Consider the following 20,266-nt stretch of genomic DNA (forward strand, 5'->3'; position numbering starts at 1 on the left):
GCTTCCCCGCGTGCGCGGGGATCGACCCCGCGCAAGCACAGGATCGTCGCTCCCGTGTTTGGCTTCCCCGCGTGCGCGGGGATCGACCCCCGTGGAGCCAGCCGTCGTTCGCGGAGAACCAAGCTTCCCCGCGTGCGCGGGGATCGACCCACGCACGAGGAGGTCTTCCTCCTCGGCATCGGGGCTTCCCCGCGTGCGCGGGGATCGACCCGCGGTGGAGGTGCCCGCCTCGTCCTCGGTCGCGGCTTCCCCGCGCACACGGGCATGAACCGGCGCCGGGGGCGGGGGACGAAGCTCCGCCCCCGCGGCAGATGCGTGCGCGCTCCGCCCGCGACTCACTTTCGGCAGCGCCGGACGAAGGCCGACCACCCGCACGCGCGCGTCCCCGCGACGGCGCTCCGTCCCATCCAGCGCCAGCAACCGAGAGGCCACCCGCCGCCCTTCCTGCACCGTCACCCGGATGCGCACGGGGTGCCCCCAAGCGAGCCACGTTCGCCGCCGTCGCCATGTCACACCACGCGCTCCCCGCTCGTCTTCCCGGTAGATCGACGGAACGGGAGACGACACATGCTGAAGTGGCTGATCCGGAGGCAACTCTCCGCGTTCGAGGCGAAGTACGGGTACGACGCGGGCTACGTCCGCGAGCTGCTGGACACCGACTTCAAGGCGTTCCGCATGTTCATGCGGGCGGCGAAGCTCGGGTACTACAAGCGCGACGTGCCGGTGGCGGTGCACTCCTGCGTCGGCATCGTCGTCACGGCGAGCGAGGACTGCGGGCCCTGCACGCAGCTCGGGGTCACGATGGCGCTCGAGCACGGCGTCCCGGCTGACGTGCTCCAGGCGGTGCTCTCGAACGACCTGGCGCGGATGCCGGAGGACGTGCGGCTGGGCGTCCGCTACGCACGCGCGGTGCTCGCGCACGCGCCCGAGGCGGACGGGCTGCGCGAGGAGATCGTGGGGCGCTGGGGTCCGCGCGCGCTCGTGTCGCTGGCGTTCGCGATCAATGCGGGCCGGCTCTACCCGACGCTGAAGTACGCGATGGGCCACGGCAAGTCGTGCCAGCGCGTGCACGTGGGCGACCTGCCGGTCGCGGTGGTGCGGGGGGCGGCGGCGTGACCGACGCGGCGAGCGGCTTCGAGCCGCACCGGGCCGACCTGGTGCAGGTCGCCTACCGGATGCTCGGCTCGGTGGCCGAGGCGGAGGACGTGGTGCAGGACGCGTTCCTGCGCTGGAACGGCGCGGCGCGCGACGGGGTCGAGTCGCCGCGCGCGTACCTCATCCGCACCGTCACGCGGCTCTGCCTCGACCGTCTGAAGTCCTCGCGCGCCCAGCGGGAGGAGTACGTGGGGACGTGGCTGCCGGAGCCGCTGGTGGAGGCGGAGGGCACGGGGCTGGCGCACGACCTCTCGATCGCGCTGCTCGTCACCTTGCAGCGCCTCTCGCCGCTGGAGCGCGCCGCGTTCCTGCTCCACGACGTGTTCGACATGGGCTTCGCCGACGTGGCCGGCGTGCTGGAGCGCTCCGAGCCCGCGGTCCGCCAGCTCGCGGCCCGCGCGCGCGGGCACGTGCGCGAGGCGAGGCCACGCTTCCGCGCGTCCGACGAGGAGGCGCGGCGGCTCGCCGACGCGTTCCAGGCGGCGCTGGCGAGCGGCGACCTCGGGACGCTCTCGCGGCTGCTCGCGGAGGACGCGGTGTTCTACGCGGACGGCGGCGGCAAGCGCGCGGCGGTGCTCCAGCCGCTCGAGGGCCGGGCCGCCATCGTGCGGTTCCTCGAGAAGATCGTGAAGCACCCCGCCTTCCCGGGTGCGAGGTCCTACCAGCCCGCATGGATCAACGGCATGCCGGGCTTCGTGGTGCACGGCCCGGAGGGCGTCGAGACCCTGGCGATCGAGATCGGCGACGGGCGGGTGGTGGGGATCTACGCCGTGCGCAACCCGGACAAGCTCCGCCACCTCTCGTAGCGTGCCTGTGGGCTCGCACGGGTCTCACGGTGTCCTGCCCGCGTCGGCTCGGGGCGGCGCGGCGGGCGGCGCGCGCGCCCCACCGGATCACGAGACTGCGCCGGCGTCGTCGGCGAGCGCGCGGGGCGCGTCGAACAGGGCGACGCAGGACTGGCACGTCACCTGCCGCGGATGCTTGGTGGATCGGCGATCCGGACCGTGCTCTCCGCACGCGATGGCGTGCGTGCGCGTGTCGTAGAAGTGGACGAGCGAGGCTGGGGTCTGCGACTGGGCGTCCATGGGCTCTCTCCCGGCCGGCCGGGTCGGGAGCGGGCGTGCTCCGGCGGCGGCTCCGGTCGCCTTGAATGTGGGCACGGGCGGCTCGCCGTGCGCTACCCGGCCGCCCGACGGGTCGTCCCGGGGGTCACGGCCCCGACCGGCGCGTCCGCGGATCGAGCCGCTCGCGCTTCGCGAGGTCCAGGCGGTGCGCCTCCAGGCGCCCGGCGCTCCGGGCGCGCGACTCCGAGCAGAACGTGAACAGCCGCCGTCCGTCCACGCTGACGCGCCACCGGAGCGGCTCGAGCCGCTCGATGCCGACGACATGGGTCCGAACCTTCAGCTCGGAGTAGCTCGATGGCATGCGGCACCTCGGTCCACGGGTTCGCGTCGCGCCACGACACGGGCGAGCGAGCGGCGCGCAGGCGAGGGGCGGCACCGTGATCTTAAGGGTCGAACGGGGTGCCCCGCACCGAATTCCACACCGAATGGCACGGAACGTTCCGCCCACGTCTTCGTCAGGCGCAGCACGGAGATGACCGGCTTGCCCCTTCGCCGAGCAGCGGGGTTCCGGGCGAGCGTCTCGGTGGTCAGCCGTGCTCGGCGGAGCGGGGGCGAGCGCCGGCGCCGCTCGGTGACCCTGCGCGCACGCTCCTTCCGGGTTCACGGATAGTGTCAGACGCGCGTGCGATGGTTCGCGCATGGACGCCGCTCCCATCGCCGGCCTCGGGGCCGCCGACGTGCCGGGCACCGCCACGGCGGAGCACGCGCTCCTGGCGCTCCGCGAGCTGCTGCCGTACAGCCGCGCGGAGCTGGACCGCTGGTTCCGTGGCGGCGAGCCGGAGGCGGACGAGTGTGAGCAGATCCTGGCGTGGGCCTCCCGCGGCCGCGGCGCGATCGACGTCGCGATCGCGGAGGGGCTGGCGGCGCTCCGCCGCGGCGAGCGGCTCGCGGCGCTGGGCTACCACCTGGATGACTACGCGCGCGAGGTCCTCGGGATCGGCAAGCGCGCGGCGGAGGGCCTGGCGCGGCTCGGGGACGGGCTGGGCACACGGCCGCGCCTGCACGAGGCGCTGCGGTCGGGACGCGTCGGGCTGCGCGCCGCGGAGACGGTGCTCGCGGTGGCGACCGGCGACGCGGAGGCGTTCTGGGTGGAGCGCGCGGCCGGGCAGACGGTGCGGGAGCTGGAAGCGGCGGTCCGGCGGGAGGGGCGCAGCGGCCCGGAGGAGGAAAACGAGGCGTGGCTGACCCTGCGCACGCAGCTGCCCGAGACCGAGCGGATCGTGGTGGACGCCGCGCTGGAGGCCGCCGGGCGGGTGATGCCGGGCTCGACCCGGGCCGAGCGGCTGGAGGCGCTGGCGCAGGAGTACCTGGCGGAGTTCTCGCCGGACGGCGATCACGACGGCGCTCGGGTGCTCGGTTCGGAGTTCCGGGGAGCCGTGGCGGGCGAGCGCTCCCGGCGCGCCGCGCTCGAGGCGGAGCCGGAGCGCTGGCCGCTGCTTCCGCCCGTGGAGGACTGGCCGGCGCCGGACGTGCGCTTCGACGAGGGCGCGACGGCGCCGGAGATCGACCGGAGCCTCCGCGAGCTCGCGGCGGCGCGCGCCACGCTCGAGGACGTCATCGGCGCGTGCGCATACGCGGTCCGCCGGAGCGGCATGCACCTGCGCCTCGGGTTCGCCAGCTTCCGGCACTACGTCGAGGAACGGCTGCGCCTGCCGGCGCGCGCGGTGGAGCAGCGGGCGGAGCACGAGGAGCGGCTGGCGAGGTCGGCGGGGCTGCGCGAGGCGCGCCGGCAGGGCGTCTCCTACGAGCGGCGCCGGATCCTGGCGCGGCTGCCCGAGGACGAGCTCGCGTCGTGGATCCCGCGGGCGAAGGCGATGACCTGCGTCGCGCTCCGGCGCGCGGTCGAGGGCCAGCGGGAGCGGCAGCTGCGTGCGCAGCGAAAGGTCTCGGTCCCGCTGCCCCGGCGGGTGGCGGTGCTCGTCGCGGCGGCGCTGGAGACGGTCCGGAAGCGGGTCGGCCGCCTCGTACCGGCCGGAAGCTGCCTCGCCGTGCTGGCCGCGCACTTCCTGGGGCAGTGGGGCGATGTCCTGAAGCGCACCTCGAGCCGCTCACAGCGGGTGCGGGAGCGAGACCTGGGCTGGTGCCAGGTCCCGGGCTGCAGCCACCGCGCCGCCCACTCGCACCACGTGCTGTTCCGCTCGCACGGCGGCGGGGACGAGGCGGAGAACCAGGTGGCGCTCTGTGCGTTCCACCACCTCCGCTGCGTCCACGCCGGCCACCTGACCGTCTTCGGGCGCGCGCCGGACGGGCTCACCTGGCTCCTCGGCGGCGTGCCGTTCACCGGGATGCGCAGCGTCTGAGCGGCCCGGGCGCCGGGGCGGCGCTCACCGACGCCAGTCGTCGCGCTCGTCCTCGCCCTCGCCGAGCCGGAGCTCCTTGGCGTGGATCACCTCGGCGTCGATCCAGTCGGCGTTGATCTCCTTCGCGTAGATCACGTCGGCCTCGAGATCGTCGGCGTCGATGCGGCCGCCGCCGTGCTTGCGCATGCCGCGCTTCCACTCGTCGTCGCGCGCGATGCGGCCGATCCGGCCCTCGGAGGCGCGGACCTCCTTCGCGTAGATGACGCGCGCGCGCACGTAGCCGGCGTTCAGCTCCTTCACCCGCACCACGTTCTGGGGCGCATGGCGCGGCGGCGGAGGGGGCGGCGGCGGAGGCGCGGGGCGGTACTGCGGGGGCGGCGGCGGAGGCGGGGGCGCCGCCTGCACGGGCTGCCAGTTCCGGTAGCGGCCGGGCGCGAGCGTCACGAGCACGCGCGGCACGACGCGCGGCTCCACCATCACGAACGCGGCGCGCGGCGACTGCGCGCGGTACCAGCGGTCCTCGCGGCGCAGCCAGTACCATCCGCCCTGGTGGAACACCTCGTCCTGGTACTCGGGCACCACCTGGACGCCGGGCTGGATCACCACCAGGCGGGGGGAGATGGGCAGGTCGATGCGGAGCTGGGCGCGGACCTGCGCGCGGGCCGGCTGCGGGAGCAGGGGCAGCGCCAGGGCGAGCGCCAGGGCGAGGCGGATCGGGTTCATGGCGGCGCACTCTAGCCGCGTCCCGCGTTCACGGGAACGGGGCGGGCGGGGCCGTGCGTCGCGCCGGGTGCCGAGAGGTGCGCGCCGGGCGGCGGGTGTGCGAGCGGCGGCCCTCGTCAGGCGGCGCCGGGCGGCGCGCCGGCGGGCTCGTCCGCCTGGGAGGGCTTCCCGAACTCGCGGCGGTACATGTTCAGCACCGTCACCAGGAACGTCGCCACGAGCGGGCCGAGGATGAGCCCGATGCCGCCGAACGCGGCGAGGCCGCCGAGCAGCGCGAAGAACACCACGCCGCCGTGCAGCGCCATCCCGCCCTTCAGCAGGTAGGGGCGCGCCACGTTGTCCACGAGCGACACCACCGCCGCGCCCCAGACCGCGAGGAAGATCCCGGACACGGTGTGGCCGGTGGCGAACTGCAGCGCCGCCACCACCAGCACCATGGCGGTCGCGCCGACCGCGGGGATGAGCGCCACCAGCAGGGTGAGGACCGCCAGGAAGATCGGGTTGGGCGCGCGCGCGATGAAGTAGCCGGCGAGCGCGGTCACGGTCTGGATCCCGGCGGTGGCGGCGGTCGCGGCCACCACCGACAGCGTGGTGCGCCGGAAGTCCTCCACCAGCGTCCGGAACTGGCCGGCCCGCAGCGGCACGCGCGCGTCCACCCAGGCGATGAGCCGCTGCCCGTCCACCAGGAAGAAGAACAGCGCGATGAGCATCATCGCCGTCTGCAGCACGAACGTGCCGGTGGCGGCGAGCACCCCGCCCACCGCCGCGGCGGCCTGCCCGCCCTGTCCGGCGAGCTGCTGGAGCTGGCGCTGCGGATCGCCGAGCGCGGCGACGGCGCGGTGGGCGAGGTCCTCGATCGGCCCCGGCAGGCGGCTCACCAGCCCCCAGACCCCCTCGCTCTGCAGGGCGCTGCGCAGCCACTGGATCCCGTCCACCGCCTCGCGGATCAGCACCGCGCCGAGCGCGGCGACCGGGATGACCCCCGCGAGCAGCACGCCCACCGTGAGCAGCCCGGCGGCGAGCGCGCGGCGCCCGCGGAGGCGCGCCGACAGCCACTCCATCCAGTGGCGGAGCGCGGCGGTCAGCACCGCGGCCAGGAAGAACGCCACCCAGAACGGCCTCACCATCCAGCCGGCGAGGAGGAGCGTCATGGCCAGCAGGGCGAGCAGCAGGCGGCGGGCGTGCAGGTCGCTGTCGGGCGTCGCGGTCACCGACACCTCCTCGGTGCTTCAGAAGTTCGCGAACACGCGCTGCGGCGGGATGCCGGCGCCCGCGAGGACCCGGCGCACGTCGTCCACCATGGCGGTCATCCCGCTCACGAACGCGACCGTCTCCTCCGGCGGCGTGCCGCCGAACGCGAGCGCGCGCGCCACCTCCTGCACCCGGCCGCGCACGCCGGGCCAGGCGTCGTCCTCGCCGGAGGGGCAGAGCACCAGCCGGACCCCGCCGCGCTCCCAGGCGAGGTGCTCGGCGCGGTAGGCGAACTCGGCGCCGTGGCGCTGGCCGTAGAACAGCGTCACCCGCCGGAAGCCGTCGCGGTGCGCGAGCACGTGCTGCACCACCGCGCGGATCGGGGCGATGCCGGACCCGGCCGCGAACAGGAGCACGTCGCGCCCGGCGGCCTCCTCGACCGGGAACCCCTTCCCGAACGGCTCGGTGACGGCGAGCGTCGCGCCGGGGGCGGCCGCGGCGATGGCCGCGTCGGCCACCTTGCCGCCGCGCTTCACCAGCAGGTCCACCACGGCGTCGGGGGACGGCGCGCTCGCCAGCGCGAAGAAGCCCTCGCCGGCCGCCGTCCGGACCTTCACCACCTGTCCGGGCGCGCGGTGGGCGCGCGCCAGCGCGGGCGGCAGCGCCAGGCGGATGCCGCGGAACGGCGCCGTCTCGTCCCAGGCGGCGAGCACGGACGCCTCGGTGTAGATGGTCGGGCCGAGCATTCGCGCGAAACCTATCACCGAAGCCGCGTCACGGCGCGCTCCGCCGCGCCCGCTCGGCCGGGGCGTCCGGCCAGCCGGCCGCACCGGCCTCGGGGAGGTCCGCGCACCGCAGGCAGCCCTGCCGCAGCGCCGCCAGCGGGTAGAAGGTGCCGCGCCACACCACGCCCCCGCGCCAGGCGGCCGCGGCGGCGCTGGCGAGGAGCACCGCCCCGAGGAGCACGGTGCAGGGCGGCATGAGCAGCCCCTCGGCGCCGCCCCCGCCCGCCACCCGGCGCGCGGTGACCCCGAGCACGCCCACCGACACGGCGAGCGCGAGCCCGCCGAGCGCCCGGGCCGCGCCGCCGTGCGCGGCGAGCGCGAGGGCGAGCGGCGCCGCGCCCAGGAACACGGCCCAGAGCGCCACGCCCAGCGCTCGGGCCACCCGGTACTCCGCGCCGGCGAACGCGTTCTTCACCAGCCCGAGCACCGACGGGACGAAGCCGTGCTGCCAGCGGACCGACACGAGCGCGCCGCCGTTCACCAGCCCCTGCGGCACGCCGCTGCGGCGCAGCAGGAGCCCGAGCTTCACGTCGTCCACCACCTCGAGCCGCAGCCGCGCGTGCCCGCCCACCGCCTCGTACGCGTCGCGCCGGACCAGGTTGAACGCGCCCACCCCGGCGAACCCGCGCGTCCCGGCGCGCGGCAGCTCCCACACCCGGAACGCCCCGGCCGCGAACGCGGCGAACGCGGCCACGAACGCGCGCTCCAGCGCCCCGGGGGCGACGAAGCGCGGCGCCGCGGCGAGGTGGCCCAGCCCGAGCGCCTCGGCGTGGCCGACGGCCCGGCGCAGCGCCCCCGGCCCGAACACCACGTCACCATCCGTGAATAGCAGCCACTCTCCCCGCGCGCGCCGCGCCCCGGCGGCGCAGGCGTGGTTCTTCCCCAGCCAGCCGGCGGGCAGCTCGCGCACGTGCACGACCGCGAGGCGGGGCTCGGCGGCGGCGAGCCGGTCGAGGATGGCGCCGGTCTCGTCGCGGGAGCGGTCGTCCACCGCCACCACCTCGAGGCCGGGCAGGTCCTGCGCCAGCAGCGAGCGCACCGCCCGCTCGACGTGCGGGGCCTCGTCGCGGCAAGGGACGACCACCGAGACGCGCGGCACCGAGCGCGGCGCGGGGAGGTCCTCGAGCCGGGCCAGCGCGCGATCGCTGCGGAGGCCGCTCCACGCCACCCGCGCCCACCCCGCGAGCGCCAGCGCCGCGAGCGCGAGCACGAGCGCGCTCACGCGGCGGGCCCGCCCTCCGGGGCCGTCCCGGCATCCGCCGCCGGCGCGCGGGACCCGGCGCGCGCGGCGGCGGCGGGGAGGTCGTCGAGGTCGAGCAGCCAGCCGTCCCGCGCCGCCAGGGTGGGCACCCCGGTGCGCCGCGAGATCTCGAGCGCGGCGGCGTCCGCCGTCCGCGGCGGGAGCTGCATCCCGAGGTGCGTGAGCACCGCCAGGCGCGGTCGCACCGCCGCCACCAGCCGCTCCGCGTCGTCCGCGCCGAGGTGCAGGTAGCGGCGGTCGCCCCCGCGCAGGCGGGTGGTGTTCACCAGCAGGAGATCCACCCCGGCGTACGCCTCCGGCAGCGCGTCCATCCAGAACGTGTCCACCACGTGGCCCGCGCGGAGGCCGGGCGCGGAGAGCAGGTAGCCGTACGTCTCGACGCCGTGGTCGTGCGCGACCGGCGTCTCGAGCGTCACCCCGGGCGCGAGCGCGTGCCGCACGCCGGGCGCGAGCTGGCCGACGCGCGCCGGGAACGCCTGCGCGTAGCGGAACACCACCGGCTCGGTCTCGAGCGCGTCGCGCGGCGCGAGCAGGGTGCCGCGCGGCGAGAACCCGCCCCGCGTCATGGCCTCCACCACGGCGGTGGCGTCGCCGGCGTGATCGAGGTGCCGGTGCGTGATCACCAGCGCGTCCACCTTGGCGGGATCGATCTTCGGCCGGGAGGAGAGCGCGCGGACCAGCGCGCCGGGGCCGGGGTCCACCCAGATCGTGGCGCCGTCGAGCGACCAGACCAGCCCGCCGGAGTGGCGGAGCTGGGTGGACACGGCGAAGCGCGCGCCGGCGGTGCCGAGGAACTTGAGCGTGCGGTGCGCGGGCGCGGTCACGCCGCGATCATAAGCGCGCGGCCGCGGGCGGGCACGCGCGGCCCGCGTCGCGATCAGAACGTCAGGAGGGAGTGGACCTTGGCGTGCCCGAGCTGCCGCGCGCCGTTCAGGAAGGAGAGCTCGGCCAGGAACGCGTAGCCGAGCAGCTCCGCGCCCTGCCGGACCACCAGCCGGCCCGCCGCGCCGGCGGTGCCGCCGGTGGCGAGCACGTCGTCCACCACCAGCACCCGGTCGCCGGGCCCGATGGCGTCGATGTGCAGCTCCAGCGCGCCCTCGCCGTACTCCAGCGCGTAGACCTCGCGGATGGTCTCCCAGGGCAGCTTCCCCGGCTTGCGCACGATGGTGAAGCCGGCGCCGAGCGCGTAGGCGATGGGCGCCGCGAAGATGAAGCCCCGCGACTCGATCCCGATCACCTTGTCGACGCGCTCGCCCTTCCAGCGCTCGACGAACGCGTCGATCACCTCGCGGAAGGTGTGCGGATCCGAGAGGACCGGGGTGATGTCCTTGAAGACGATCCCCTTCTTCGGGAAGTCGGGAACGTCGCGGATCCTGGCGCGGACGGCGTCCATCATGGGGGCGCACCTTACCACGGGATCCGCGCTGCCATCAGAGCGCGTGAATCAGCGCCCGGACCGAGCCGACGCCGCGGCGACGGGAGGGGATGGGCTCGCGTGCGCTCAAGGGAGGAAGAGCAGCGGGTTGCGCGGCCGCGTCCCCTCCCGCACCTCGAAGTGCAGGTGCGGGCCGGTGGTCCGGCCGGTCTGGCCCACGCGCGCGATGGGCTGCCCGCGATCGACCCGCGCGCCCTCCTTCACCAGCACCTCGGAGTTGTGCGCGTACAGCGTCACCAGCCCGCCGTCGTGGCGCAGGATCACCACCGCGCCGTAGCCGGCCTGCTCGCCGGCGTAGATGACGCTGCCGTCCGCCGCGGCCAGCACCGGCGTCCCCTCCGGCGCCGCGATGTCGATGCCGTCGTGCCGCTGGCCGGCGCGGACGCCGTAGCGCCCGTACAGCACGCCCTTGAGCGGCCAGCCGAGGCGCGACGGGGCGCCCTGGCGGACGACCGGCGGCCCGTCGTCGGCGTCGCGCGGCGGGGCGGCCACGATCTCGGCGCGGCCGGGGGCGGCGCCCCGCGCCGCGGCGGGCGCGGGCGCGGGCGCGGCGGACGCGACGGCCGGGGAGGGCCTCGCCGTGGACGTCGCCGCGGGAGCGGGGCCGGCGGGCATGGGGCCGGGGTAGGGCGTCACCTCGGCGGGCGCGCTCGCGCCGGGCACGAACAGCTCCGTCCCGACGGCCACGTTGCGCGGATCGGCGATGCCGTTCGTCTCCATCAGGTCGGCCGGGTCGATCCCGTACGCGCGGGCGATCCGGTACAGCGTCTCGCCCCGCCGCACCACGTGGACGATCCCGGCCAGCGCCGGCTCGTCGTGGCCGGCCGGCGCCTGGAGCGGGATGGGCAGGGGCCGGGCCGCGGGCGGCGAGGGGCGGATCACCGGCGGCTTCGCGGGGCAGCCGGTGAGGAGCGCGAGCGCCGCGGCGGCGAGTGCCGCCCGGCGGATCACGGGGCCGGCTCCTTCTCGTAGCCGGGCACGGTCCAGCTGCGCAGCTCCTGGAACATCGGATCGTGCGTGCCGTCGAGGTGGAGCGGCGTCACCGCCGCGAGCCGCTCCAGCAGCACCGTGTTGCAGTCGGAGCCGGGGATGTCCTCGTTGTGGACGCGCCCCTCGCCGCCGATCCAGTAGTACTTGCGGCCGCGAGGATCGGTCTTCTCCACCACCTCGTTGCCGTAGGTGCGCCGGCCGAGCCGCGCGAAGCGGTAGCCGCGCACCGGGCCGGGCGGGACGTTCACGTTGAGGAGCACGGGCGCGGGCGGCGGCCGGGCCACCACCTGCCGCGCGAGCGCCGCGGCGAACCGGGCCGCCTCGCCGAAGTCGTGCGGGGGCGGCGCGGCGAGCGACACCGCGACCGCGTTCACGCCCAGCAGCGCGCCCTCCATCGCCGCCGCCACCGTGCCGGAGTACAGCACGTCGTTGCCGAGGTTCGGGCCGTGGTTGACGCCCGAGACCACCACGTCCGGGCGGGCGTCGCGCAGCACCAGGTTGAGCCCCATGTACACCGCGTCGGTGGGCGTCCCGTCCACGGCGTACCAGCGCGGCGCGACCTCGAGCAGCCGGAGCGGCCGGTGGAGCGAGATGGCGTGCGACGAGGCGGACTGCTCGCGGTCCGGCGCCACCACCCAGACCTCGTCACCGTGGAACGCGTCGGCGAGGGCCTTCAGGCCGGCCGCGTGGACGCCGTCGTCGTTCGAGAGCAGGACCCGCACGCGCGAGAATCTACCACCATCGCCGCGGGCCGCCAGGCGAGGCGTCCCGCGATCTCGTCGGAGCGCGTCGCCGCCTGCGGCGCCGCGATCAGCCCAGGCGATCGAGCTCCGCCGCGATGGCGCCGGCGAGCGCCCGCGCGGCGCTCACGGTGCGAGGCTCGACCTGCGCGAGCGCACGGCGCACCGCGTGCTCGACGGTGCCGCCCTTCAGCGCGTTCACCTCGCGCCCGCGCCGCGTGAGCCGGAGGAGCACGCGCCGCGCGTCGCCGGGATCCGCCACGCGCTCGAGCAGCCCGCGCCCGGCGAGCCGCTTCAGCACGCCGGTGAGCGTGCTCGGGTGCAGGTGGAGGATCGCGGCGAGCTCGCCCGCCGAGATGCCGGGGTAGCGGCCGACGATCCGGATCACCAGCCGCTGCGGCCCGGTCACCCCGTGGCGCGCCTCCATCCGCTTCGACGCGGACTGCAGCGCGTGGTCCATGCTCCACAGCGCGCCCATGAACTCGAGCACCGGTCCGAGGTCGGCCCCGTCCGGCCGATCACGCTGCCCGGCGCCGCGTGCCTCGGCGCCGTCCTTCTGCGGCTTCCCACCCATGGCGTCAGTCTGTCCCGTCCGGGGCGTTCGTCCAAGCCGAAAGTCGCACCCGAATCACCCGTTTGGCGCAGCCGCACCGGGCTCCATGTCGCCTTGTGGTCCTCAGAAGGGTGGTGTCGAATGCGACGACCGGGTGCTCGTCGGGGGAGCGCACCAATGGATCGTCGGGAGTCACCGCAGCCGGCCGCGCCGGAGGCGTGGGAGTCCGAGCGCGCCGCCCGCCGGATCGCGGAGGCGGCGGCGGCGCGGATCGCGCGCCTGCAGGCCGCCACCGCGGCCCTGTCCGGCGCGCGCACGCCGGACGAGGTGGCCGAGGTGGCGCTGCGGGAGGGCATCGCGGCGCTGGGGGGCGCCCACGGCTTCCTGCTCGTGCCGGGGCCGGGCGGACTGCTGGACGTGCTCCGGTCCGCCGGCGTGCCGGAGCCGGTGGCGCACGCCGCGGGCAGGCTCGACCACACCCCGGCCACGGACGCGTGGCGGAGCGCGGCGCCGGTGCTGGTGGAGAGCGACGCCGAGCTCGCCGCGCGCTATCCGCTGGTGGCCGAGCTGCGCCGGCAGGTGGGCTCGCGGGGCGCCCTCGCCGCGCTGCCGCTCCGCGTGCGCGACCGCGTCATCGGCGTGCTCGCGGTCTCGTTCGAGGACGAGCAGGCGTTCACGCCGGAGGCGCGCGCCTTCGCCGAGGCGCTCGCCGCCCAGGCGGCGCAGGCGCTCGACCGGGCCCGGCTGCTGATCGCGGAGCGGGTGGCGCGCGCCGCGGCGGTGGCGGCGCAGCAGCGGCTCGCGTTCCTGGACGCGCTCGCGGCGCTGCTCGCGGACCGCCTCGACGAGGCGGAGCTGCTCGACGGCGTGGTCCGGACCGCCGTGCCGACGATGTGCGAGTTCGCGGCGGTGCTGCTCCCGGACGCCGGGGGCGCGCTCGTGCCGGTGGCGCAGGCCGATGCGGCCGGGCTGGGGCCGCGCGCCCTGGCGCTCGTCGCGGAGCGGCAGGCCGGGCTCGAGGCGGTGGTGTCCGGCGGCGCGCCGCTCGTGGTCGGGCCGCGCGAGGGGGACCCCCGGCCGATGACGGTGGCGGCGGCGGGCCTGTCGGTGCAGGGCCGGAGCCTGGGCGCGCTCGTCGCGGCGAGCGCGGATCCCTCCCGCTGCCGCGGCCCCGCCGACCTGGCGCTGCTCGCCGACGTGGCGCGGCGCACGGCGCTGGCGCTCGCGCACGCGCGCCTGTTCCGGGAGGTGCAGCGCGGGGCCGAGGCGCGGGAGGAGTTCCTGCACGTCGCCTCGCACGAGCTGCGCGGCCCGCTCGGCAACCTGCGCCTCGCGGTGGACCTGCTGGCGCGCGACGTGCGCGCCGAGCGGGGCAGCGCGCTCGACGGCCGCCTGCGCAAGGTGGCGCGGCAGGCCGAGCGGCTGGCGCGCCTCTCCGACCTGCTCCTCGACGTCTCGCGCATCTCGGCGGGCCGGATCCAGCTCCAGCCCGAGCCGGCCGACCTCGCCCAGCTCGCGCGCGACGCGGTGGCGCGCGCGGGCGACGAGGCGGAGGAGGCGGACTGTCCGCTCGTGCTGGACGCGCCGGCGCCGGTGCCGTGCACGGTGGACGTCCAGCGCCTGGACCAGGTGATCACGAACCTGCTCTCGAACGCCATGAAGTACGGGCGGGGCGGCGAGGTGCGGGTGGCGGTGCGGGCCGGCGAGGGGCGGGCCGTGCTGGAGATCGCCGACCAGGGGATCGGCATCGCGCCCGAGCACCAGGCCCGCATCTTCGAGCGCTTCGAGCGCGCCGCCCCGGCCCGGCAGTACCCGGGGCTCGGGCTCGGGCTCTGGATCGTGCGCAAGCTGGTGGACGCGCACGGCGGGACGGTGCGCCTGGACAGCGCCCCGTCCCGGGGCGCCACCTTCACGGTCGAGCTGCCCCTCGACCGCGGCTGACGGCGCCCGCCGCCGGCAGGGAGGAGGCCGCGTGCCGCTCGCCATCGACTCGACCGCGTTCGCCGCCGGGGCCGAGATCCCCGCGCGCCACACCTGCGAGGGCGAGGACCTCTCGCCGCCGCTCCGCTTCTCCGGCGTGCCCGCCGCGGCGCGCGCGCTGGCGCTGGTGGTGGACGATCCCGACGCGCCGGATCCGGCCGCACCGCGCACGGTGTGGTCGCACTGGATCCTCCACGACCTGCCGCCGGCCACCCCCGGCCTGCCGGAGGGCGTCGCGCCCGAGGCGCTGCCGCCCGGGACGCGCGAGGGGCTGAACGACTGGAAGCGCACCGGCTACGGCGGGCCCTGCCCGCCCATCGGCCGGCACCGCTACTTCTTCACGCTCTACGCGCTCGACGCGCCGCTCGGCGACCTGGGCCGCCCCACCCGCGCGCGCGTGCTCGAGGCGATCCGCGGGCACGTGCTCGAGCAGGCCCAGCTCATGGGCACGTACCAGAAGCGCGGGCGCTGACCCGCCGACGCTACATCCGCACCCGGCCCAGCTCGTCCACCACCGTGGCGTGCTCCTCGCGCAGCCACTCGTCGGTGCGCAGGCGGACCGCGTCCTCGTGCGTGCCCCCGCGCATCACGATCCAGGGCTGCTGCGCCAGCGCCGCGTCCACGTAGATGGGCAGCCCGAACACGCCGAGCGGCGGCTCCGCGCCGGCCTCGCACGGCTCGAAGCGGTTCGCGAACGCCGTCTCCGGCACGAACCCGGCCTGCGCCGCGCCGCTCACGCTCCGCAGCACGTCGAGGTCCACCACGCGATCCGCGCCCACCACCGCGAGCGCCATGTCGCCGTCGAGGCTCACCACCACCGTCTTCGCGACCCGCGTCCCGCTCACGTGCTCCGCGGCGGCGAGGCGCTGCGCCGCCACCGCGCGCAGGTGGATGGTGTGCGCGCAGCCGGGGTGGTGCGCGCGCAGGTACCGGTCGATGCGCTCGGGGATCATGGCGCCCTCCTTGTTGTTCGTACGCGCTGACCCATATCCAGCCCGCCGCTCGGGCGGGAGGCGCCCAGGTGGAACCCCACCGGTGGGCCAGGCGCCCGGCCGCGCTGCGACATCCTGCCGCGGCGCGGCGCCGGGATGGGCTACAGTCCGCCGGTGCCCCCGCCCGCCGATCCCGCCGGCGCGTTCGCGCCCGTGCTGCTGGTCCTCGCCGCCGCCGTGGCGGCGGCGGTGCTCGCCGGCGTCCGCACGGCGGGCGGGCGGGCGTTCGCCCAGCGCGCCGCCGGCGGGGCGGCGGGGGCGGCGGCCGCGATCGCCCTGGCGCTCGCGGCGCAGGCGCTCGTGCCGCGCACCTCGGGCGAGGCGCTCGTCGGGCTGTACCTGCTGCTCATCGGCCCCGGCCTGTCGGCGCTGGTCGCGGGCGGCGTGCTCGCGGTGGAGGTGCTGGCCCGGCGCGGCGTCTCGGTGTTCGGGCTGGCGCGCACCGCGGCCGCGTCCTCGCTCTCGGCGCTCGCCTGGCTGGTCGGGTTCCCGATGCTGTTCGGGCGGCCGGCGTGGGTGGTGGCGGTCGGCTGGGGGCTCGCCCTGGCGGCGGTGGTGGCGGTCTCCGCGGCCGCGCACGGGCTGGGCAGCCGGCGGCGCGCCGCCGCGCCTCGCGCGCCGGGCTCGCGCGGCTAGCCGATCCCCATCACCCGGTACGCCCAGCGGAACGCCTCGGGCGGCACGATCGTCCGCCAGAACCCGGTCGCCGCGGCGATCGCCCAGAACCCGATCATCACCCCGAGCGTCAGCGCCGGGACGAGCCACGGCGAGAGCGTCCGCGCGCCCTTGCGCGTCACGCCCAGGCAGTCGCGCGTGGTGCACGCCGCGACGCACGACATGCAGCCGGTGCACTCGGTGGAGAGCACGCGGAGCTTGGTGTGGACCTGGATCTCGTTCGGGCAGGCGCGGGTGCAGGCGCGGCAGTCGTTGCAGGCCTCGGGGTCCCGGCGCACCGACACCGGCGAGAGCCAGCTCACCACGCCGAGCAGGGCGCCGTACGGACACAGGTACCGGCACCAGAAGTGCTTCACCACCAGCGACAGGAGCGCGAGGACGCCGACGACGGTGAGGAAGGTCGTCGAGGGGTGGAGGAGCAGCTCCAGCATCTTCGCGTCGGCGACGACGTTGTAGGGCGCCTGCATGAAGCCCTCGATGGCGGCGAGCGGCATCTGGACGAACACCGTCCAGACGAAGAAGCCGAGCAGGAGGTACTTCAGCGACGCGAGCGGCAGGTCCAGCCAGCGGGGCACGCTCGGCCAGCCGCGGCGCCACAGGAGCTTGCGCCCCAGCCACTCGAACGCGCGCGAGATCGTTCCCACCGGGCACACCCAGGAGCAGAACGCCTTGCGCGCCACGAACGCCGTCGCGAGCGCCGCGAGCAGGATGGTGAGGCCGGCCGGGTGGATCTCGTCCCAGTAGCGCGTGAGCACGAAGCGCTTCAGCGACACGAGCGCGGCGATGGGGAGGAACGCCTCCACCGACGGCGGGCGCGCCACGTCGATGGGCCCGCCGCCGCGGACGGCGTCGTAGAAGCGCATGAACTGCCAGCCGACCAGCAGGAGGAAGGCGAGGTAGGTCAGCTGCACCGCCCACCGGACCCGGGGGAGGCTGCGCCACGGGTTGGTCCAGCGCTCGCCGCGCTCGGCGGCGGGCGGGGGCGGAGGCGGGGTGGGGAGCGCGGTGGGGAGGACGTCGAGCTTCGGGTTCACGGGGAGCCTTGCGGTGCGGGGGCGGCGCGAACCTACCTCGCGGGCCCCGGCAGCACCATCGGGCGGGGGCTCGGCCGGTGCAACGCCCGGCGCCCCGGCCGGATTCCCGCGCCCGGATCGCGGCCTCAGGCGGCGCGGGCCGCCCCCGCGGCCGCTGCCTCCACCCGCCGGACGCGCGCGAGCGCGTCCCAGGTGTACGCCGCGAGCGAGACCCAGATGCACCCGAAGGCGATCGCGTGCGTGCGGGTGAACGGCTCCCGGAACAGCGCCACGGCCATCAGGAACTGGATCGTCGGCGTGATGTACTGGACCAGCCCCATGGTCGAGAGGCGCAGGCTCCGGACGCCGATCGCGAACCAGACCAGCGGGACGGTGGTGACCGGGCCCGCCGCCACCAGGAGCGCGGTGCGCCATGCGCCGTGGCCGAACGCGCCCTCGCCGCCGGTCCCGCGCAGCACCAGGTAGGCGAGCGCCACCGGGGCGAGCAGCGCGGTCTCGGCCAGCAGGCCGCCGATGGGATCGATGCCGGCGCGCTTGCGAAGCAGGCCGTAGAGGCCGAACGACAGCGCGAGGCTGAGCGGCAGCCAGGGCACGGTCCCGAGCCGCACCACCAGCACCGCCACGCCGGCGCCGGCCAGCGCCACCGCGAGCGCCTGCACGCGCGAGAGGCGCTCGCGCAGGAACGCCATGCCGAGCAGCACGTTGACGAGCGGGTTCACGAAGTACCCGAGGCTCGCCTCCAGCACGCGGCCGGCGTTCACCGCCCAGATGTAGATGAGCCAGTTCGCCGCGATGAGCACCGCGGTCACGGCGAGCACGCCGCGCCGGCCGGGCCGGAGCGCGTCGCGGAGCTGGCCGGACCGCCCGCCCAGCAGGACGATCCCGGCGAGCAGGACCACCGACCACAGCACCCGGTGGGCCAGGATCTCGGGGGCCGGGACGCCGTGCAGCGCCTTGAAGTACAGGGGAAAGGCGCCCCACAGCAGGTAGGCGGCGAGCGCGTAGGCGAGGCCTCGGGACCGGGATTCCACGGGGCGGCATCCTAAAGCCCTGCGCGCCGAGGCGCACCCGATTCCCCCCTCCGGCCTGTCCGCAAGGCGGCGCCGAGGTTAGGATCCCCTCCGGACCTCCGGGAAAGAGGGGACGCGATGCCGAACGCCGACTGGAAGCGGATCTGCTGCCCCATCGACTTCTCCGACGCCTCGCGCGCGGCGATGGAGGTCGCCGCCGACCTGGCCCGCCGGAACGCGGGCTCGCTCACGCTCCTCCACGCCTACCCGGTGCCCGGCTACACGTTCCCCGACGGCTCGGTGGTGGCCAGCCCGAAGATGATGCAGGACCTGGCGGAGCAGGCGAAGCGGCACCTCGACGAGTGGCGCCGGGAGGCCGAGGCGCTCGGCGCGCCGGCGGTGGACACCGCCACCGCGGTGGGCGAGCCGGCCGCCGAGATCGTGGCCTGGGCGGCGGACCAGCGCGCCGACGTGCTGGTGCTCGGGACGCACGGGCGCACCGGCCTGGAGCACGCGCTGATGGGCTCCGTCGCGGAGCGCGTGGTGCGCCGCGCGCGCTGCCCGGTGGTCACGGTGCACCCGCAGGGCCCGGCGAAGTAGGGCAGGGCGGCGGACGGCGCCGCCCGGGGAGACGCATGGCCGACCTCGTCACCGAGTACATGGGGCTCGCCCTGCCGAGCCCGGTCGTGCTCGCCGCGTCCGCCCTGTCGAACCGGCTGGAGAACCTCCAGGCGGCGGAGGCGCACGGCGCGGGCGCGGTGGTGCTCCGCTCGCTGTTCGAGGAGCAGCTCGAGGGGGCCGGCGCGACCATCGCGGCCGCGCTGGACGGCGCCGCCTGGGCGAGCCCCGACGTGCGCGCGCACTTCCCGCCGCAGCGGGTCGGGCCGCACGAGTACCTCTCGCTCGTCGAGCGGGCCAAGCGCGCGCTGGAGATCCCGGTCATCGCCAGCCTGAACGGCTCGGCCGCGGGCGGCTGGACCGAGTTCGCCCGGGACATCGAGCAGGCCGGCGCCGACGCGCTGGAGCTGAACCTGTACGCGGTGGAGGCGGACCCGGCGGTGAGCGCGGCCGAGGTGGAGGCGCGCTACCTCGAGGCGGTCTCGGCGGTGCGCGACGCGGTGACGATCCCGGTGGCGGTGAAGCTCTCGCCCTACTTCACCGCGCTCGCCCACTTCTGCGCGCGGCTCGACGCGCTCGGCGTGAACGGGATCGTCCTGTTCAACCGCTTCCTCCAGCCCGACCTCTCGCTGGAGCGCATGGCCGCGGTGCCCACCATGTCGCTCTCCACGCCGGCCGAGGCGCTGGTCCCGCTGCGCTGGATCGGCATCCTGCACGGCCGCGTCCGCGCGCACCTCGCCGCCACCACCGGCGTGCACGACGGGCTCGGCGCGGTGAAGCAGCTCCTCGCCGGCGCGCAGGTGGTGCAGGTCGCCTCGGCGCTGGTGCGGCACGGGATCCCGCAGCTCGGCAAGATCGTGGCCGGCGTCGACGACTGGCTGGACCGCCGCGGCACCGGCACCGTGGACGAGATCCGGGGGCTGCTCTCGCAGCGCGCGGCGCAGGACCCGGGCGCCTACGAGCGCGCCCAGTACGTGCACCTCATCCTCTCCCAGAACATCTAGCCGCGCTCGCGCCCGGCCCCGCGTCCGTGGCACCATGCGCGCGATCATGCGCGCCCGCGAGCCCCACCCCGCGCCCCCGCCGCCCGCCGCCCGCGGCCAGCACGGGCTCGCCGCCAGCTTCGGCTTCGCCTGGACCGGCCTCGCCGAGACCGCGCTGCGCGACCGCAACCTCCGCATCCACCTCGCGCTCGGCGTGCTCGCCGCGGCCTTCGCGGCCGCCGCGCCCCTCTCGCCGGTCGAGCGGGCCCTGCTGCTGGCGCTCGTGGCGCTCGTCCCGGCGGCGGAGGCGGCCAACTCGGCGCTGGAGGCGGCGGTGGACCTCGCCTCGCCGGGCCGGAGCGAGGGGGCGCGGATCGCGAAGGACGCCGCCGCCGGCGCGGTGCTGGCGCTCGCGGCGGGGAGCGTGCTCGCGTTCCTCGCCATCCTCCCGCCCGCCTGGCCGGCGCTGTGGGCGCGCGCCGGCGCGCTCGCGCCCGCGGCCGCCGGCGCGCTCGGCACCGCCGCCGCCGCCGGCCTGCTCCCCGGGCCGCTGCCGGGCGGCCGCGGCGTCCGGGCCGCGCTCGCGCTGGGGGGCCTCGCCGGGCTCGTGCCGCTCGCGCGCGCGGCCGAGGCGCAGGCCGGCACGGCGGCCGCCGCGCTGCTCCTCGCGCTCGCCGCCGACGCCGCCCGCCGGCGCGCCGCCGCCCGCTGAGGCGG

Annotated in this window: 23 protein-coding genes and 1 CRISPR repeat array (1 of these 24 only partly in view); of the genes, 9 read left to right on the plus strand and 14 right to left on the minus strand. The window is 76.7% G+C overall.

Translation table 11 applies throughout. The features are described from left to right. Nucleotides 1–272: direct repeats of the CRISPR family, unit length 29 nt; unit sequence GGCTTCCCCGCGTGCGCGGGGATCGACCC (it extends 551 nt beyond the left edge of the window). Between the two features lie 295 nt (nt 273–567). Next, on the plus strand, nt 568–1,116 hold the full coding sequence (locus tag ANAEK_RS03930) for a hypothetical protein (protein WP_012524851.1): 549 nt from the start codon (nt 568–570) through the stop codon (nt 1,114–1,116). After that, nucleotides 1,113–1,961 carry a sigma-70 family RNA polymerase sigma factor gene (locus tag ANAEK_RS03935; RefSeq protein ID WP_012524852.1) on the plus strand — a complete coding sequence of 283 codons (849 nt, stop codon included), beginning with the start codon at nt 1,113–1,115 and terminating at the stop codon, nt 1,959–1,961. Before ANAEK_RS03930 ends, ANAEK_RS03935 begins: the two co-directional genes overlap by 4 nt. Nucleotides 1,962–2,048: 87 nt before the next feature. Here the strand turns inward: ANAEK_RS03935 and ANAEK_RS03940 are convergent, their stop codons facing one another. Together ANAEK_RS03940 and ANAEK_RS03945 are read right to left on the minus strand one after the other, a co-directional pair. Continuing rightward, nucleotides 2,049–2,240, minus strand: coding sequence for a hypothetical protein (locus ANAEK_RS03940; RefSeq protein WP_012524853.1), 192 nt, complete (start codon nt 2,238–2,240; stop codon nt 2,049–2,051). A 124-nt stretch (nt 2,241–2,364) separates the two neighbouring features. Next, nucleotides 2,365–2,580: a hypothetical protein gene (locus tag ANAEK_RS03945; RefSeq protein ID WP_012524854.1), complete on the minus strand. Its 216-nt coding sequence runs from the start codon at nt 2,578–2,580 to the stop codon at nt 2,365–2,367. Between the two features lie 337 nt (nt 2,581–2,917). Here ANAEK_RS03945 and ANAEK_RS03950 point away from each other — a divergent pair, with 337 nt between their 5' ends. Then, the gene (locus ANAEK_RS03950) at nt 2,918–4,579 is read left to right on the plus strand and encodes an HNH endonuclease signature motif containing protein (RefSeq protein WP_012524855.1); all 1,662 of its coding nucleotides are present in this window, start codon (nt 2,918–2,920) and stop codon (nt 4,577–4,579) included. 24 nt (nt 4,580–4,603) lie between these two features. Here ANAEK_RS03950 and ANAEK_RS03955 read toward each other — a convergent pair whose 3' ends face one another. The 9 genes from ANAEK_RS03955 to ANAEK_RS03995 form a co-directional block, all read right to left on the minus strand. Beyond that, entirely contained in the window at nt 4,604–5,302 is a 699-nt protein-coding gene (locus ANAEK_RS03955) for a hypothetical protein (protein WP_012524856.1), read from the minus strand. A 116-nt stretch (nt 5,303–5,418) separates the two neighbouring features. Further along, complete coding sequence (locus ANAEK_RS03960) at nt 5,419–6,513, minus strand: AI-2E family transporter (RefSeq protein ID WP_012524857.1); 1,095 nt, start codon at nt 6,511–6,513, stop codon at nt 5,419–5,421. Between the two features lie 18 nt (nt 6,514–6,531). After that, nucleotides 6,532–7,239: an oxidoreductase gene (locus ANAEK_RS03965; protein WP_012524858.1), complete on the minus strand. Its 708-nt coding sequence runs from the start codon at nt 7,237–7,239 to the stop codon at nt 6,532–6,534. Nucleotides 7,240–7,267: 28 nt separating this feature from the next. Next, nucleotides 7,268–8,500 (minus strand): glycosyltransferase family 2 protein, encoded by a 1,233-nt coding sequence (locus tag ANAEK_RS03970; protein WP_012524859.1) that lies wholly within the window; start codon nt 8,498–8,500, stop codon nt 7,268–7,270. Next, nucleotides 8,497–9,363: an MBL fold metallo-hydrolase gene (locus ANAEK_RS03975; RefSeq protein WP_012524860.1), complete on the minus strand. Its 867-nt coding sequence runs from the start codon at nt 9,361–9,363 to the stop codon at nt 8,497–8,499. The genes ANAEK_RS03970 and ANAEK_RS03975 overlap by 4 nt, the downstream gene beginning before the upstream one ends. 53 nt (nt 9,364–9,416) lie before the next feature. Then, nucleotides 9,417–9,935, minus strand: a complete 519-nt coding sequence (locus ANAEK_RS03980) for an adenine phosphoribosyltransferase (protein ID WP_012524861.1) — start codon at nt 9,933–9,935, stop codon at nt 9,417–9,419. Nucleotides 9,936–10,040: 105 nt separating this feature from the next. Further along, nucleotides 10,041–10,925, minus strand: a complete 885-nt coding sequence (locus tag ANAEK_RS03985; RefSeq protein ID WP_012524862.1) for a M23 family metallopeptidase — start codon at nt 10,923–10,925, stop codon at nt 10,041–10,043. After that, on the minus strand, nt 10,922–11,686 hold the full coding sequence (surE, locus tag ANAEK_RS03990) for a 5'/3'-nucleotidase SurE (protein WP_012524863.1): 765 nt from the start codon (nt 11,684–11,686) through the stop codon (nt 10,922–10,924). The genes ANAEK_RS03985 and surE overlap by 4 nt, the downstream gene beginning before the upstream one ends. Nucleotides 11,687–11,774: 88 nt before the next feature. Further along, nucleotides 11,775–12,278 carry a MarR family winged helix-turn-helix transcriptional regulator gene (locus ANAEK_RS03995; RefSeq protein WP_012524864.1) on the minus strand — a complete coding sequence of 168 codons (504 nt, stop codon included), beginning with the start codon at nt 12,276–12,278 and terminating at the stop codon, nt 11,775–11,777. A gap of 156 nt (nt 12,279–12,434) precedes the next feature. Here ANAEK_RS03995 and ANAEK_RS04000 point away from each other — a divergent pair, with 156 nt between their 5' ends. Together ANAEK_RS04000 and ANAEK_RS04005 are read left to right on the plus strand one after the other, a co-directional pair. Beyond that, nucleotides 12,435–14,198 carry an ATP-binding protein gene (locus tag ANAEK_RS04000; protein ID WP_012524865.1) on the plus strand — a complete coding sequence of 588 codons (1,764 nt, stop codon included), beginning with the start codon at nt 12,435–12,437 and terminating at the stop codon, nt 14,196–14,198. A 31-nt stretch (nt 14,199–14,229) separates the two neighbouring features. Then, on the plus strand, nt 14,230–14,709 hold the full coding sequence (locus ANAEK_RS04005; RefSeq protein ID WP_012524866.1) for a YbhB/YbcL family Raf kinase inhibitor-like protein: 480 nt from the start codon (nt 14,230–14,232) through the stop codon (nt 14,707–14,709). Between the two features lie 10 nt (nt 14,710–14,719). Here the strand turns inward: ANAEK_RS04005 and ANAEK_RS04010 are convergent, their stop codons facing one another. Then, nucleotides 14,720–15,190, minus strand: a complete 471-nt coding sequence (locus tag ANAEK_RS04010) for an aminoacyl-tRNA deacylase (protein ID WP_012524867.1) — start codon at nt 15,188–15,190, stop codon at nt 14,720–14,722. A 153-nt stretch (nt 15,191–15,343) separates the two neighbouring features. On the opposite strand from ANAEK_RS04010, the gene ANAEK_RS04015 reads away from it, so the two are divergent. Further along, nucleotides 15,344–15,865 (plus strand): hypothetical protein, encoded by a 522-nt coding sequence (locus tag ANAEK_RS04015; protein ID WP_232288364.1) that lies wholly within the window; start codon nt 15,344–15,346, stop codon nt 15,863–15,865. On the opposite strand, the gene ANAEK_RS04020 is transcribed toward ANAEK_RS04015, so the two are convergent. Together ANAEK_RS04020 and rarD are read right to left on the minus strand one after the other, a co-directional pair. Beyond that, nucleotides 15,862–16,938 carry a 4Fe-4S binding protein gene (locus tag ANAEK_RS04020; protein ID WP_012524869.1) on the minus strand — a complete coding sequence of 359 codons (1,077 nt, stop codon included), beginning with the start codon at nt 16,936–16,938 and terminating at the stop codon, nt 15,862–15,864. The genes ANAEK_RS04015 and ANAEK_RS04020 overlap by 4 nt on opposite strands. A 125-nt stretch (nt 16,939–17,063) precedes the next feature. Further along, on the minus strand, nt 17,064–17,969 hold the full coding sequence (gene rarD, locus ANAEK_RS04025) for an EamA family transporter RarD (RefSeq protein WP_012524870.1): 906 nt from the start codon (nt 17,967–17,969) through the stop codon (nt 17,064–17,066). 117 nt (nt 17,970–18,086) lie between these two features. On the opposite strand from rarD, the gene ANAEK_RS04030 reads away from it, so the two are divergent. Genes ANAEK_RS04030 through ANAEK_RS22595 form a run of 3 tightly spaced genes read left to right on the plus strand, consistent with a single transcriptional unit; the run spans nt 18,087 to nt 20,261 of the window. Further along, nucleotides 18,087–18,548 carry a universal stress protein gene (locus ANAEK_RS04030; RefSeq protein ID WP_012524871.1) on the plus strand — a complete coding sequence of 154 codons (462 nt, stop codon included), beginning with the start codon at nt 18,087–18,089 and terminating at the stop codon, nt 18,546–18,548. 35 nt (nt 18,549–18,583) lie between these two features. Next, a complete protein-coding gene (locus ANAEK_RS04035; protein ID WP_012524872.1) occupies nt 18,584–19,570 on the plus strand; it encodes a dihydroorotate dehydrogenase-like protein in 987 nt (328 codons plus the stop codon). Nucleotides 19,571–19,616: 46 nt separating this feature from the next. Next, entirely contained in the window at nt 19,617–20,261 is a 645-nt protein-coding gene (locus ANAEK_RS22595) for a diacylglycerol kinase (RefSeq protein WP_232288365.1), read from the plus strand. Nucleotides 20,262–20,266 lie beyond the last annotated feature (5 nt).

The sequence above is a fragment of the Anaeromyxobacter sp. K genome, assembly GCF_000020805.1.
GTDB classification, from domain to species: domain Bacteria; phylum Myxococcota; class Myxococcia; order Myxococcales; family Anaeromyxobacteraceae; genus Anaeromyxobacter; species Anaeromyxobacter dehalogenans.

Bases quoted from the DNA above. Each gene is read 5' to 3' on its own strand.
- ANAEK_RS03930 (WP_012524851.1), top strand. From the start codon at position 568: ATGCTGAAGTGGCTGATCCGGAGGCAACTCTCCGCGTTCGAGGCGAAG.
- ANAEK_RS03940 (WP_012524853.1), bottom strand. From the start codon at position 2,240: ATGGACGCCCAGTCGCAGACCCCAGCCTCGCTCGTCCACTTCTACGAC.
- ANAEK_RS03945 (WP_012524854.1), bottom strand. From the start codon at position 2,580: ATGCCATCGAGCTACTCCGAGCTGAAGGTTCGGACCCATGTCGTCGGC.
- ANAEK_RS03950 (WP_012524855.1), top strand. From the start codon at position 2,918: ATGGACGCCGCTCCCATCGCCGGCCTCGGGGCCGCCGACGTGCCGGGC.
- ANAEK_RS03955 (WP_012524856.1), bottom strand. From the start codon at position 5,302: ATGAACCCGATCCGCCTCGCCCTGGCGCTCGCCCTGGCGCTGCCCCTG.
- ANAEK_RS03965 (WP_012524858.1), bottom strand. From the start codon at position 7,239: ATGCTCGGCCCGACCATCTACACCGAGGCGTCCGTGCTCGCCGCCTGG.
- ANAEK_RS03980 (WP_012524861.1), bottom strand. From the start codon at position 9,935: ATGATGGACGCCGTCCGCGCCAGGATCCGCGACGTTCCCGACTTCCCG.
- ANAEK_RS03995 (WP_012524864.1), bottom strand. From the start codon at position 12,278: ATGGGTGGGAAGCCGCAGAAGGACGGCGCCGAGGCACGCGGCGCCGGG.
- ANAEK_RS04000 (WP_012524865.1), top strand. From the start codon at position 12,435: ATGGATCGTCGGGAGTCACCGCAGCCGGCCGCGCCGGAGGCGTGGGAG.
- ANAEK_RS04010 (WP_012524867.1), bottom strand. From the start codon at position 15,190: ATGATCCCCGAGCGCATCGACCGGTACCTGCGCGCGCACCACCCCGGC.
- ANAEK_RS04030 (WP_012524871.1), top strand. From the start codon at position 18,087: ATGCCGAACGCCGACTGGAAGCGGATCTGCTGCCCCATCGACTTCTCC.
- ANAEK_RS04035 (WP_012524872.1), top strand. From the start codon at position 18,584: ATGGCCGACCTCGTCACCGAGTACATGGGGCTCGCCCTGCCGAGCCCG.
- ANAEK_RS22595 (WP_232288365.1), top strand. From the start codon at position 19,617: ATGCGCGCCCGCGAGCCCCACCCCGCGCCCCCGCCGCCCGCCGCCCGC.